The 12346-nt window shown below is 73.6% G+C and carries 15 protein-coding genes; 7 read left to right on the top strand and 8 right to left on the bottom strand.

Annotation, left to right across the window (positions count from 1 at the left end; translation table 11 throughout):
- The first annotated feature begins 234 nt into the window (after positions 1 to 234).
- The gene (locus C1701_RS27175) at positions 235 to 420 is read left to right on the top strand and encodes a hypothetical protein (RefSeq protein ID WP_156038255.1); all 186 of its coding nucleotides are present in this window, start codon (positions 235 to 237) and stop codon (positions 418 to 420) included.
- 65 nt (positions 421 to 485) lie between these two features.
- Here C1701_RS27175 and cobT read toward each other — a convergent pair whose 3' ends face one another.
- Positions 486 to 1568, bottom strand: a complete 1083-nt coding sequence (gene cobT / locus C1701_RS05640; protein WP_030103833.1) for a nicotinate-nucleotide--dimethylbenzimidazole phosphoribosyltransferase — start codon at positions 1566 to 1568, stop codon at positions 486 to 488.
- Between the two features lie 253 nt (positions 1569 to 1821).
- Here cobT and C1701_RS05635 point away from each other — a divergent pair, with 253 nt between their 5' ends.
- Positions 1822 to 2022 carry a hypothetical protein gene (locus C1701_RS05635; protein WP_030103834.1) on the top strand — a complete coding sequence of 67 codons (201 nt, stop codon included), beginning with the start codon at positions 1822 to 1824 and terminating at the stop codon, positions 2020 to 2022.
- A gap of 102 nt (positions 2023 to 2124) precedes the next feature.
- Here C1701_RS05635 and C1701_RS05630 read toward each other — a convergent pair whose 3' ends face one another.
- Entirely contained in the window at positions 2125 to 2493 is a 369-nt protein-coding gene (locus C1701_RS05630; RefSeq protein WP_026418206.1) for an ArsR/SmtB family transcription factor, read from the bottom strand.
- A gap of 295 nt (positions 2494 to 2788) precedes the next feature.
- Between C1701_RS05630 and C1701_RS05625 the strand changes: the two genes are divergently transcribed.
- On the top strand, positions 2789 to 4015 hold the full coding sequence (locus C1701_RS05625; RefSeq protein ID WP_035272957.1) for a sodium:calcium antiporter: 1227 nt from the start codon (positions 2789 to 2791) through the stop codon (positions 4013 to 4015).
- A 16-nt stretch (positions 4016 to 4031) separates the two neighbouring features.
- Here C1701_RS05625 and C1701_RS05620 read toward each other — a convergent pair whose 3' ends face one another.
- Positions 4032 to 4586 carry a TetR/AcrR family transcriptional regulator gene (locus tag C1701_RS05620; protein WP_211257292.1) on the bottom strand — a complete coding sequence of 185 codons (555 nt, stop codon included), beginning with the start codon at positions 4584 to 4586 and terminating at the stop codon, positions 4032 to 4034.
- Between the two features lie 54 nt (positions 4587 to 4640).
- Here C1701_RS05620 and C1701_RS05615 point away from each other — a divergent pair, with 54 nt between their 5' ends.
- Complete coding sequence (locus tag C1701_RS05615; protein WP_103055642.1) at positions 4641 to 6176, top strand: MFS transporter; 1536 nt, start codon at positions 4641 to 4643, stop codon at positions 6174 to 6176.
- A 242-nt stretch (positions 6177 to 6418) separates the two neighbouring features.
- A complete protein-coding gene (locus tag C1701_RS05610) occupies positions 6419 to 6814 on the top strand; it encodes a hypothetical protein (RefSeq protein WP_155886079.1) in 396 nt (131 codons plus the stop codon).
- A 59-nt stretch (positions 6815 to 6873) separates the two neighbouring features.
- Here the strand turns inward: C1701_RS05610 and C1701_RS05605 are convergent, their stop codons facing one another.
- On the bottom strand, positions 6874 to 7857 hold the full coding sequence (locus tag C1701_RS05605; RefSeq protein ID WP_026418211.1) for an aldo/keto reductase family protein: 984 nt from the start codon (positions 7855 to 7857) through the stop codon (positions 6874 to 6876).
- Positions 7858 to 7950: 93 nt separating this feature from the next.
- Complete coding sequence (locus C1701_RS05600) at positions 7951 to 8598, bottom strand: DUF3043 domain-containing protein (protein WP_026418212.1); 648 nt, start codon at positions 8596 to 8598, stop codon at positions 7951 to 7953.
- 128 nt (positions 8599 to 8726) lie between these two features.
- Here C1701_RS05600 and C1701_RS05595 point away from each other — a divergent pair, with 128 nt between their 5' ends.
- Together C1701_RS05595 and C1701_RS05590 are read left to right on the top strand one after the other, a co-directional pair.
- Positions 8727 to 9872 (top strand): glycerate kinase family protein, encoded by a 1146-nt coding sequence (locus tag C1701_RS05595; protein WP_026418213.1) that lies wholly within the window; start codon positions 8727 to 8729, stop codon positions 9870 to 9872.
- A 132-nt stretch (positions 9873 to 10004) separates the two neighbouring features.
- Positions 10005 to 10367 carry a HesB/IscA family protein gene (locus tag C1701_RS05590; protein WP_026418214.1) on the top strand — a complete coding sequence of 121 codons (363 nt, stop codon included), beginning with the start codon at positions 10005 to 10007 and terminating at the stop codon, positions 10365 to 10367.
- 191 nt (positions 10368 to 10558) lie between these two features.
- Here C1701_RS05590 and C1701_RS05585 read toward each other — a convergent pair whose 3' ends face one another.
- The 3 genes from C1701_RS05585 to C1701_RS05575 all read right to left on the bottom strand — a co-directional run bounded on the left by C1701_RS05585 (position 10559) and on the right by C1701_RS05575 (position 12286).
- Complete coding sequence (locus tag C1701_RS05585; protein ID WP_030103837.1) at positions 10559 to 10882, bottom strand: hypothetical protein; 324 nt, start codon at positions 10880 to 10882, stop codon at positions 10559 to 10561.
- A 52-nt stretch (positions 10883 to 10934) separates the two neighbouring features.
- Positions 10935 to 11354, bottom strand: a complete 420-nt coding sequence (locus tag C1701_RS05580; protein ID WP_337662160.1) for a hypothetical protein — start codon at positions 11352 to 11354, stop codon at positions 10935 to 10937.
- A gap of 743 nt (positions 11355 to 12097) precedes the next feature.
- Positions 12098 to 12286: a hypothetical protein gene (locus C1701_RS05575; RefSeq protein WP_026418217.1), complete on the bottom strand. Its 189-nt coding sequence runs from the start codon at positions 12284 to 12286 to the stop codon at positions 12098 to 12100.
- Between the last annotated feature and the right edge of the window lie 60 nt (positions 12287 to 12346).

The raw sequence follows: 12346 nt of genomic DNA, 5'->3' as shown, positions 1-12346 counted from the left end.
TTGGACGGGTGGCGCGCGGACGACCGGCTGACGGCGGGTACCTCGTCGACGCGTTCTCCGCCGGTGTGGTCCTGTCGTGGCCGGTCCCGGCGATCCCGCCGGACCGTGCGCGGTGCCGCCCTCCCGCCGGTCGAGGGGGCGTCGCCGCCACGGCGACGCCGGCTGCGGGGACGTTCCCGGCGCGGCCGGCCCCGCGCCGTGCGGTCCTCGCCCCGCGACCCGCACCATGACGCGGTGGACTCTGGACAGTGGTTGGCGATCACCGGTCTCGTTCTCGCTACCGCGGCCGCCCTGGGGACGGGTGGCTGGTTGCTGGTCGACCAGCGGCCTCGGCGGCGGTGGCATCCGCTGCTGGTCCTCTGCGGCCTCGGGTGGTTGGTGGCGGCGGTGCTGCTCCTGTCGACCGTCGACGGGCTGTGAGCGCGCGGCGCGGGGTCCGGCTGGGCCGGCCCCGCGCGGTCACGGGGAGGAACGCCTTGACGACCTCAGTCGCGGACGGCCCCCGGCAGTGGCGGGGGAGCGATGACGGGACCGGACACCCCGGCCTCCTCGTAGGTCGCCATCTCGCCGAGCGCCCGCCCGGCGAGGGTCAGCAGGGGTAACGCGGCCAACGCGCCGGTGCCCTCACCCAGCCGGAGACCCAGGTCGACCAGCGGTTCCTTGCCGAGCTGTCGGAGGACGGCGTCGTGCGCCGGTTCGGCCGACCGGTGCCCGGCGACCCACCACCGGGCCGCGCCGGGAGCGAGGTCCTCGGCGAGCAGGGCGGCCACGCCGGTGAGCAGGCCGTCCAGCACCACGGGGGTGCGGCGGACGGCGGCCTGGGCGAGGAATCCGGTCAGGGCCGCGACATCGGCCCCGCCGGAGACGCGCAGCAGGTTGAGCGGATCGTGCGCCGCCGGGCGACCCCGGCGGAGCGCGTCGCGGATCGAGGTGGTCTTGCGCATCCATCCCCGGTCGTCGACGCCGCTGCCCCGGCCGACGGCCGCGACGGGCTCGATGCCGGTGAGCGCGGCGGCCAGGGTGGCGGCGACGGTGGTGTTGGCGATCCCCATGTCGCCGACGACCAGCAGGTCGGCGCCGCCGTCCACCTCCTCGTCGGCGATGGTCCGCCCCGCCTGGACCGCCGCCACGACCTCGGCTTCGGTCAGCGCGTCCTCCCGCCCGATCACCCCGGAGCCGCGACGGACCTTGTGGCCGGCGATGGGGCCCGGCGTGTCGGCGTCGACGGCGATGTCGGCCACCCGGACCCCGACGCCGGCGTTGGCCGCCGCCACGTTGGCCGCGGCTCCGCCGGTGAGGAGGTTGGTGACCATCTGCGCGGTGACCTCCGGCGGGTAGGCGGAGACCCCGTTGGCGGCCACGCCGTGGTCGGCGGCGAAGACCACGAGGCGGGGGCGGGCGAACGGCCGTGTCGGGCAGGTGCCCTGGCAGGCGGCGATCCACACTCCCAGCTCCTCGAGACGGCCGAGGGAACCGACGGGCTTGGTCAGGCTCTCCTGTCGTGCGACCGCCTGTCGCCGGGCCTGCTCGTCGGGCCGGGGGACCTCCGGGAACTCGACGTCCCGCATGCTGGGCTCCGCACTGGACACGTGTTTCCTCCGTTGGCCTCGACGCGTCGGCTGACCTGTCCGCGCCAAGCCTGCCAGAGGGGCGGGCGGGCCCGGACCAACGGGGACGGCCACCACCTCGCCGGGCGGCCGGCCGGCGCGGAGTAGCGGGCGGGAACTCCTCCCGGCGTCCGGACGGCGGGACGACCTGGTCCGGCCGGGGGTGTCCTGGCTACGGTCGCACCGTTCGCACGGGCGAGTGAGGGAGACGAGAGTGAGCTACCGCTGGCGCTACCAGGATGCGACGGGCTCCGAGGTGGCGGGCCCGGAGATGGTCTTCGGCGAGCAGGAGGACGCCGAGGAGTGGTTCCAGGACGAGTGGCCGGCGCTGCGCGCGGCCGGGGTCGCCTCGGTCACGCTGCTCCGGGACGACGCCGAGGTCTACGGCCCGATGAGCCTGAGCCCGGAGTCCTGAGCGGGCGGGCCGGCCGGCGCCCCGGACGGCGCCGGTCGTTCCTCGGTCGGTGGCCGGGCGGCCTGGCCGGAGCGCCCGACCGTCCGGCGGGCTGCCGGTGCCTCAGGGCTGGCGGGGCGGGTCGGGCGCCAGCGAGCCGTCCGGTGCGATGTGTTCGAAGATCTGTTCGACCAGGGTGAGGACGTGCGGGTCCTCCACGGTGTAGATGTGCCGGCGGCCCTCGCGTCGTGAGGTGACGATGCCGGCCAGCCGGAGTTTGCCGAGCTGCTGGCTGACCGTGGCGATGTTCACCCCGACGCGCGCCGCGAGGGTCCCGACGTCGTGTTCTCCCTGGGACATCAGCCACACCAGGTGGAGCCTGGTCGGCGTGGACAGCAGGTCGAAGGTGCCGGCCGCCGACGCGAGCTGAGCCGTCGTGGGTCCGGTGGACGCTTCTGGCGGTCTCGTGCGCGCCGCGGTCTTGTCGTTCATGGTCCTTCCCATTGTCCTCGTCGCGAGGTGGCGGCGCCTGGGCCGGTCGTGTCCGGTTTCGGATCGATGCCGGATCAAAACTTCCACACTTGCGAAAACGTCTAAACGTGTGCCAGGCTGTGGGCCTCCGAAGGGGAGTAGTTCGCAAGCTCGTCGTCGACACACTGGGGCCCAGGCCTCCGGCGGCGAGGCCCTGACCAGGTCAGGGTGAACGAGACCTTCGGCCATGACTCACGTCTGGCCGGAGTTCTGTCCCCGTGGCGAACCGGCCGGACCCGCTGAGGGGAAGGGTTCGATGTTTGCCAGGTTGTTCCGGCCGCTGGGGATCTGCCTGTTGCTGGCGCTGCCCGCGCTCGTGGTGCGTTTCGGTGGTGTCGAGACACCCCCGGTGCTGTCCCTCGCGGTGTTCGGCGCCGCGGTCGTCGCGTCGGCCTTCGTGCTCGCCTGGGCCGCCGAGGCCGCCGAGGTCGACATCTCCGGTGGTCTCGCGATCGCCCTGCTGGCGCTCATCGCGGTGCTCCCGGAGTACGCCGTCGACCTCTACTTCGCCTACACCGCGGCCGAGAACCCCGAGCACGTCGCCTACGCGGCGGCGAACATGACCGGGTCCAACCGGCTGCTGCTCGGGCTCGGGTGGTCGGTGGTGGTGCTGGTGGCCCTGTTCGTCGCGCGCCGCAGGTCCGGGAAGCCGATCCGGGAACTCGTCCTCCACCCCGGCTACCGGGTGGAGCTGGGTTTCCTCGCGATCGCCTCGGTCGTCGCCCTCGTGATCCCGCTGACCGGGCAGATCCACCTCGTGCTGGGGATCGCGCTCCTGGCGTTCTTCCTCTTCTACCTCTGGCGGGTGTCCCGGGTGGACACCCCGGAGGCGGAGCTGGTCGGGCCGGCCGCGGTCATCGGCGCGCTCCCGGCCCGTCGACGCCGTCCGCTGGTGGTCAGCCTGTTCGTCGTGTCGGCGGCCGTCATCCTGCTGTGCGCGGAACCCTTCGCGAACGCCCTGGTCGCGACCGGTTCCGTTCTGGGGATCGACGAGTTCCTCCTGGTGCAGTGGCTCGCCCCCCTGGCCTCGGAGGCGCCGGAGTTCATCGTCGCCATCCTCTTCGCGCTCCGGGGCAAGGGGGCGATCGCGATCGGCACCCTGGTCTCGGCGAAGGTCAACCAGTGGACCCTCCTGGTGGGGAGCCTGCCCATCGCCTACCTGATCGGCGGCGGTCCCGCCGCGCTCCAGCTCGACGGGCGCCAGATCGAGGAGTTCGTGCTCACCGCGACGCAGACGATGCTCGGTGTCGCGGTGCTGTTGGCCCTCCGCTTCCCCCGGTGGGCGGCGTGGACGCTGCTCGGGCTCTTCCTGGTGCAGTTCCTCTTCCCCGGCCAGGAGGCCAGGTACGTGATCTCCGGGGTGTACGCGGTCCTCGCGACCATCGCCGTGGTCCGCAACCGGGCGCACCTGGTGGCCACCCTCCGGGCACCGTTCGTCCGGCGGCCCACGCCGGAACGGGAACTCGAGGACGCCAGGAACTGACGGCGCCCACGGCTGGTCAGCGGCGGTCCGCCTCGCTGACCAGCCGCCGGACCCGCTCGAGCACCGGGGCGACCTCCGAGGGGTGCTGGGCGTCGATCGCCAGGTTGAAGTAGAGGCCGTCCCCGACCAGCTGGACGATCCTGGCCAGCTCCGGGTCGTCGATCTCGGTGAGGAGCGCCCGCAGGTAGCGCTCGTTCAGTTCGACGATGACATCCCTGGCCTGCCCCCCGGTGGACTGGGCGAGGAGGGTGGCCGCGACGAAGGAGCGGTGCAGCGGATCGCCCCGCTCCACCATCGAGGTCTCCAGGTGGTAGCGGGTGGGGCCGCCCGGGGCCTGGAGCATGAGCTGGACGTCCTCGACGCCCCGCGCCCGCAGCCGCTCCAACATCCCGGTGAACAGGGCCTCCTTGCTGCCGAAGTGGTACAGCAGCCCGCCCTTGGACACCCCGGCCTCCGAAGCGACCGCGTCGAGCGTCGCGGCCAGCACCCCCTTGTCGATGAGGAGGCTCTCCAGGGCGTCGAGGATGCGGTCGCGGGCGGCGCTCATGGGCAGCACCTTACTCAGTGGCACGGCTCCCCCTTCGGGGTGTACCGTCCGGACGGTACAGTTGATGAGGAGGGAATCATGTCAGGCGCGGTGGAGCCGGCGATCCGCGAGGGCGGACCCGCCCCCAGGGCGGGGACCCGCCAGTGGGCGGCACTGGCGGTGCTGATGCTGCCCGTTCTGCTCGTCGCGGTGGACAACACCGTTCTCAGCTTCGCGGTGCCCGCGCTCAGCCTGGAACTCGCCCCCTCGGGCACCCAGTTGCTCTGGATCGTCGACATCTACTCCCTCATGCTGGCCGGGCTCCTGGTCACGATGGGCGGGCTCGGCGACCGGCTCGGCCGTCGCCGGCTCCTGCTCGTCGGCGGCGCGGGCTTCGGCCTGGTGTCGATCCTCGCCGCCTACGCGACCAGCCCGGAACTGCTGGTGGCGGCCAGGGCCCTGCTCGGTGTGTTCGGGGCGATGCTGATGCCCTCGACCCTCTCCCTGCTGCGGAGCATCTTCCTCGACCCCGGCCAGCGCAGGCTGGCCATCGCGGTCTGGTCCTCCGCCTTCGCCGGCGGCGCCGCGCTCGGCCCGATCCTCGGCGGCTGGCTGCTCGAGCACTTCTGGTGGGGCTCGGTGTTCCTGGTCAACGTGCCGGTCATGGTCCTGCTGCTCGTGTTCGGCCCGCTGCTGCTCCCCGAGTCCCGCGATCCCGCGCCCGGTCCCTTCGACCTCGTCAGCGTGGGGCTCTCCCTCGCGGCGATGCTGCCGGTCGTCTACGGCGTCAAGGCACTGGCCAAGTCCGGCGCCTCGCCGGAGGCCCTGCTCTGCCTCGTGGCGGGTGTGCTCTTCGCGGTGCTGTTCACGCGGCGGCAGCTGCGGCGGCCCACCCCGCTGCTCGACCTGAGGCTGTTCCGGGACCGGATGTTCAGCGTCGCGGTGGCCAGCAACCTCCTCAGCGTCTTCGCGCTGGTCGGATTCCTGTTCTTCGTCTCGCAGTACCTCCAGCTGGTGCTCGGTCTGAGCCCGGTCGAGGCCGGCGTCCGCCTGCTGCCAGGGCTGCTGGCCCAGGTGGCGGCGGCCCTGCTGGCCGTCCTGCTCGCCCGCCACATCCGGGTGCCGATCCTGATCAGCGCCGGACTCCTCGCCGCCGCGTTCGGCTACGTCATCGCCGTCGGGCTGCCGGTCGACGGCGGAGCCGCCCGGCTGGTGCTCGCCTTCGCGGTGCTGGGCGCCGGTGTCGGCCTGGCCGAGACGCTGACCAACGACGCCATCGTCGGCGCGGTACCGCCCGCCAGGGCGGGCGGCGCGGCGGCGATCTCGGAGACGGCCTACGAACTCGGTGCCGCCCTCGGCACGGCGGTGTTGGGCAGCGTGCTCATCGCCGTCTACCAACGCGACCTCGTCGTGCCGACCGGTGTGCCGGGGGAGGATGCCGAGTCCGCCCGCGAGACCATCGCCGGTGCCCAGAGCGCCGCGGCCGGCCTGCCCACCGAGCTGGCCACCACGCTGATGGACAACGCGAGGGCGGCCTTCGTGCACGGGATGTCGGTGACCTCGGCCATCGGCGTCGCGATCATGGCGATCACCGGGATCAGCGCGGCCGTGCTGCTGCGTCGCCGCCGGGGCTGACGTTCCGACGGGACTGGCCTCGGGGGCCGCGCCGTGCGGGTGGGGCCGGGCCTCAACGCGGTCCCGGCGGCGGCCGATAACTCGTCTGGTTGACGGCGGGCCGGCCCGCCGGATTAGCCGAGCGGGATCGGGGGAACCCGGCGACTGGTCAGGGCGCCCAGAGCGCGACCACGCCGCCCCGCGCGGCGCGTCCGCCGCTCCGCCCGTCGGCCGAAGCTGACTCCTGGGGAGGGGACACGTCCGTGCGCGCGGCCCGAATGATGTTCGTGACCGGAATGATCAGCGTGCTCGCCAGCTCGCTCACCGGCGCGTGTGCCGAGCCGTCCGACCGGTGCCAGGAGGTGCCGGACGGGGTGATGGACCGCATCCGGTCCGTCCTCACCGAGGAGGCCTTCGTCGCCGGGCCGGGAGCCGCGGTGAAGTCCTCCTCCTACCGGCACGTCTACCTGGTCGCGGTGCCGATCGGGGTTCGCGGTGTGGGCAACGAGACGGGGATGTGGGCCACCACCAGCCTCGACGGCCGCGGAACGCTGACGGCGGCCGGCGAGGTCGCCGCCAGGCTCAGTTCGGTGAGCTGGGGGCCGGAGGACCCCAGGGAGGGGGACGACGGCTGGCAGGAGGCGGCGTCCTGCGTCTGAGGCGGTCCACTCGCCCCCGCCGTGGCGCCAGGCCGGGGGCGGGTGAACCGCGCGGCTGATCAGGGGGAGACGGTCAGCATCGGGTCGCGCTCGACGACGTCACCCAGGATCTCGTCGATCCGGTCGAGCAGTTCCCGCTCGAGGGTCACGCCGGCCGCCTTGACGTTCTCCGTCACCTGCTCGGGACGGGAAGCGCCGATGATGGCCGAGGCCACGTTCGTGTTCTGCAACACCCAGGCCACGGCCAGCTGGGCGAGGGACAGCCCCGCCTCCTCGGCCACCGGCCTGAGCCGCTGCACCCGCTCCAACACGTCGTCCCGCAGCCAGCGGGAGACCATGCTCTTGGTCGACTCGTGCGACCCGCGCGAGTCGGCGGGCGGCTGCTGCCCCGGCAGGTACTTGCCGGTCAGCACGCCCTGCGCGATCGGGGACCAGACGATCTGGCTGATGCCCTCCCGCTCGCAGGTCGGCACGACCTGCGACTCGATGACCCGGTAGAGCGCCGAGTACTGGGGCTGGTTGGAGATGAGCGGGACCCCGAGCTCGCGGGCGAGCTCGGCACCCCTGGCGATCTGCTCCGCGGTCCACTCGGACACCCCGACGTAGAGGACCTTGCCCTGGCGGACCAGGTCCGCGAACGCGAGGAAGGTCTCCTCCAGCGGCACCGTCCGGTCGAAGCGGTGGGCCTGGTACAGGTCGACGTAGTCCACCCGCAACCGGCGGAGCGACGCGTTCGCCGACTCGATGATGTGCTTGCGGCCGAGGCCGCGGTCGTTGGGGCCGTCCCCGGTCGGCCAGAAGACCTTGGTGAAGATCTCCAGGCCCTCGCGGCGCTGCCCGGCCAGCGCGCGCCCCAGGACGGACTCGGCCTTGGTGCCGGCGTAGACGTCGGCGGTGTCGAATGTCGTGATCCCGGCGTCCAGCGCCGCGTGCACGCAGGCCTTGGCCTGCTCCTCCTCGATCTGCGAGCCGTGGGTCAGCCAGTTGCCGTACGAGATCTCACTGACGGACAGGCCGCTTCGGCCCAGGCGACGGAACTCCATGCCGGGATCGTACCCGGGTCTTTTGCCTCGTTAACGAGTTCGTGGTCGCAACGGCTGGCCGGTGTCGGTCGCCCTCGACCGGCGGCCGCGTCGTCAGCTCCAGATGCGCTTGGCGTCCTTGGGCGTGACCCGAGGGCGGGGCACGCGCAGCTTGCGGATCTGGGTCGCCCGGGTGAAGGCGTACCAACCGAGGCCGAACCCGCGGGCGGTGGAGTCGGGGAACTTCAGCCGGACCCGCTTGACGATCATCCGGCCCAGGCTCACGCCCTCGACGATCATCACGATCAGCATGGCGGAGGTGACCAGGCCGGAGTACTGCTGGACCTCCATCGGCATCGCGACCAGGGAGACGAACACCAGCAGGGCCAGTGGCATGAACAGGCCCATCAGGTTGCGGCGCGAGTCGACCAGGTCGCGCACGTAGGCGCGCACCGGCCCCCGGTCCCGGGGCAGCAGGTAGCGGTCGTCCCCCGACATCATCCGCTCCCGCCGCTCGGCGGTGGCGCGACGCCGTTCCTCCTTGTTGCCCCGCATCCTGCGGATCGCCTCGCGCTGGGTCTTCGGGGGAGGGGCCACCGGACCCCGGCGGCGTGCCTCCGCCTCCCGGCGCTTGGGAGTGGGCCGCCCCTTGCCCGGCGTGTAGCCGGCGGGCGTCGTCTCGGCAGCCTCCTCCGCCACCAGAACCGTCTGGCTGTCCTCGGTGGGGCTGTCAGCGTTCGTCTTGCGGCGAAGGAACCTCACACACACCAGCCTAAATGAGGCCGCGATGTCGCGGACGGGAGTGTCGGTCCCGTCCGCATCCTGCCGGAACGGGCCATCCGCCGTCGCCGGCGCTCCCCGGCCCCGTCGACCTTCGTAGGCTGGCCGCCATGCGGATCCTGGTTGCACCTGACTGCTTCGGCGGCACCCTCACCGCCCCGGAGGCCGCCGAGGCGATCGCCGAGGGATGGCGGCGCGGCAGCCCCGGCGACGAGCTGGTGGCCCGCCCGGTCGCGGACGGCGGCCCCGGCTTCGTCGACGTCCTGCGCGCCGCGCTCGGCGGCACCGTGCACCGGAGGCGGGTGAGCGGGCCACTCGGCGACCCGGTCGAGGCGGAGTGGCTCGAGGTGCGCTCGGAGCGGGCGACCACCGGCCGCCGCTCCGGCACCGCCTACCTGGAGTCGGCCCAGGCCTGCGGCCTGCACCTGGTGCCGCGGCGCACCCCGGAGAACGCGGGACGCGCCGGTACGAGAGGAGTCGGGGAGCTCCTCGCGGCCGCGAGGGACGCCGGCGTGGCCACGGCCGTGGTCGGCCTCGGAGGTTCGGGGAGCACCGACGGCGGCGCCGGGATGCTGTCCGCCCTCGGCGCCGTCCCGGTGGGGGACGACGGCGCTCCCCTCGAACCCGGTGGGCTCGCCCTCACCGGCTGCGCCGGGATCAGGGGCACCGCGGACCTGGACGGGATGCGCGTGGTCCTCGCCTCGGACGTCGAGCACACGCTGGTCGGCGAGCACGGCGCCGCCGCCGTCTTCGGCCCGCAGAAGGGCGCCGACGCCGGGACCGTCACCGCCCTGGACACCGCGCTGACCCGCTGGGCCGACGCCCTCACCGCCGCCACCGGGCTGGACGTCCGCGATGTCCCCGGCTCGGGTGCCGCCGGCGGGTTGGGAGCCGGGCTGCTGGCGCTCGGTGGGACGACCGAGTCTGGCGCCGGTCTGGTCCGAACGCTCACGGGCCTCGACGAGGCCCTCGACACCGCCGACCTGGTGCTCACCGGCGAGGGGAGCTTCGACTGGCAGTCCCTGCGCGGCAAGCTGGTCACCGTCGTCGCCCGGGCCGCCGCCGACCGGGGCGTCCCCTGCCTCGTCCTCGCCGGCCAGGTGGCCGTCGGCCGCCGTGAGGCGGCGGCCGTGGGAGTGGAACGCGCCTTCTCCGTCGCCGAGCACGCCGGATCGGTCGACGCCGCCCTCGCCGAGCCGGCGCCCACCCTCACGGCGCTGGCCGCCGACGTCGCCCGCCAGTGGGGAGGGCGCTGACGCCCCGAGCGGGTGCGCGCACGTGTCCCCCTCCCGCCCTCCTGTGTCAGTATGGACGCGGGAGCCCGATCGGCTCCCGCACGAGACACGGGGCCGAGCTCGCCCCGACCAGCAGGACTTTGAGGGAGAGCCATGACCGCCCAGGAGACTGCCACCCAGGAGCCCGCCACCCACGGCGTCACGCTGAGCGACTCGGCAGCCACGAAGGCCAAGGCGCTGCTGGCCCAGGAGGGCCGCGATGACATGCACCTGCGGATCGCCGTCCAGCCGGGTGGCTGCGCAGGGTTGCGCTACCAGCTGTTCTTCGACGAGCGGATGCTCGACGGCGACGCGAGCCGCGACTTCGACGGGCTCAAGGTGGTCGTCGACAGGATGAGCGCGCCCTACGTGCAGGAGGCGGTGATCGACTTCGTCGACACCATCGAGAAGCAGGGCTTCACCATCGACAACCCGAACGCGACCGGTTCCTGCGCCTGCGGCGACTCGTTCCACTGACGGGCGCCAGCGCGGGGCACCCAGGTAGCGGGAGGATTCGGCCCGTGTCCGGCTCGACCGGGCACGGGCCGTTCGTTGTCCCCTGGCGCGGTCCCCCGGCGTCGGGCCGGGGGTGCGGCTCCGCGACACCTGACCGCCACCCCGCCTGACGTCCCGCCTCTGCCCGGCCCGTCCTCGTCCGGTCGGGGGCCTCACCCCAGCGCTCGTGAGGTGCCGGTGGCACCGGAACGGGAGTGCGCCGCCGCCCAGGCCGCCGCCAGTTCCGACAGCGCGGTGGGTTCGTACCAGCGCGCGGCCGGCGTGGGAATCGTCGCCAACCAACTGGCCTGGTCGTGCCCCGCCGTCTCGCCCGGTCGGTCCTGCACGGGGAACTGGCGGGAGTGCACCTGGATCACGGTGCTCCCCTCGTCGACATACCCCCTCTTGACCACGACGAAGCCGTCGTTCTCGACCCAGCGGAAGGTCAGGCCGAAGGCCCAGTACCGGCGCACCGGTCGGCGGGAGGGATCGGTCATCGTCACCACGCCCGGCACGCCCGCCGCGCCGAAGGCTCGTCATCACCGGCCATCAGCCGGCCCGCCGCGTCGAACCAGCCGTTCCCGCCAGCCGGCGGGCCCGGGCCACCGGGCGCGATGCCAGGTCAACCCGAACCCTGCCCAACTCCCCGCCCAGCGGCGCCGCGGCATCCGTGATCCCGGCCAGCAGCGGAGGCCACCCCGTCAGGCCGAGCGGACCCGCCGCCCGCTCCCGGGCGCTCCTCGGCGGCGCGCTGCCCACCGGTCGTACCTCCTGGCACCGGTCCAGGATCGCCTGCACCGAGTAGCGCTCGCGGCGGAGCCGGACCCGACTCGCCCGCATCCGGTCCATCTCCCTGGCCGAGGGGTGCCGTGGTCGGGGGGACCGCCTGGTGTTCCACATCGTCCAGCCGCCGCTGACCACCCCGAGGACGCCCAGCACAGTCATGATCGACAACGGGTTACTCCACATGGCCTTGACCTTCCGTGCGAGGCGGGCGTCGGCTGACACGGGTCTGCGGTCGCACTTTCTCGTCGTTTCACCACCGTAGGGCGCGGAAAATGACCAAGGAAGTCGCACGAAGGGGTAGGTGAACCAGCCGCTCCGGCAGGCGCGCCGACGTCCACCGCCACCTCCGGTGCCCCGGAGCGCCCGACCGCGTCCGGTCGGTGGCCGGACGGCGACGGTCGCGAGGGGCGCGGGAACGCGAGCGAAGCTCCCCGCCCGACCGGGGCGGTTCCGCCCCTCGGGGGCGGCGGGCTGGCGTGGTGGGTCAGGGCGCCCGGTGGGGCGGCCGCTGGCTTCCGGGTGCCAGCGAGGCGGCACCAGCGGAGCGTGGCAGGCCCCAGCGCCACGGGGGACACGGGAACCAGGTCGTGAGTTCGTGCCGGAGCGCCGGTCGGGTCGTGCTCGCGGACGGGACCGTCCCTGCCACCCGGCCGGGGCCGGTGGCGGCTCGGCTGGGGAGCGGCGCGGGTCGCCGCGCGGTGGCACCCGGAGCACGAGGGACGGGTGGAGCGCGCCCGACCACCCCACCGGCGGTGCCGTCCGCCGCCCGGCCGGTGGCCCCTCGTCGTGGTGGTGGGGGCCGCGCGTACGGGTGGCTGGGCGGGACCAGGTGGTGCCCGTGGGGCCCCTGCCGGGCGTGGTGTTCCTCATCCGGGCGGTGAAGGCGTGCCGCTGCGTGGTCGCAGCCGGCCCGCCACCGCCTTCGGTCAGCCGCAGTCGCCCACGCTGGGGAACCCACCGACCTGGTCAACGCACTCGTCGTCGACCTCCCAGACGGGGGCGGGCCGTGGAGCGGGCACCTCCGCCTCGGATCTCAGCAGGTCAACGGGGACCTGGCCGCCGTCGACGATGAGTTCGCGCAGCGAGGCCGGATCAATCCTGCCTGGTGTGTCCACACCGCAGACGGTAGGCAGCCGCACGGGCCGTTCCCACTGCTACTGGCCAGTAACATCGCC

This window comes from Actinoalloteichus sp. AHMU CJ021 (assembly GCF_002895405.1).
GTDB lineage: Bacteria > Actinomycetota > Actinomycetes > Mycobacteriales > Pseudonocardiaceae > Actinoalloteichus_B > Actinoalloteichus_B caeruleus.
This window is presented reverse-complemented; position numbering and strand designations above follow the sequence as displayed.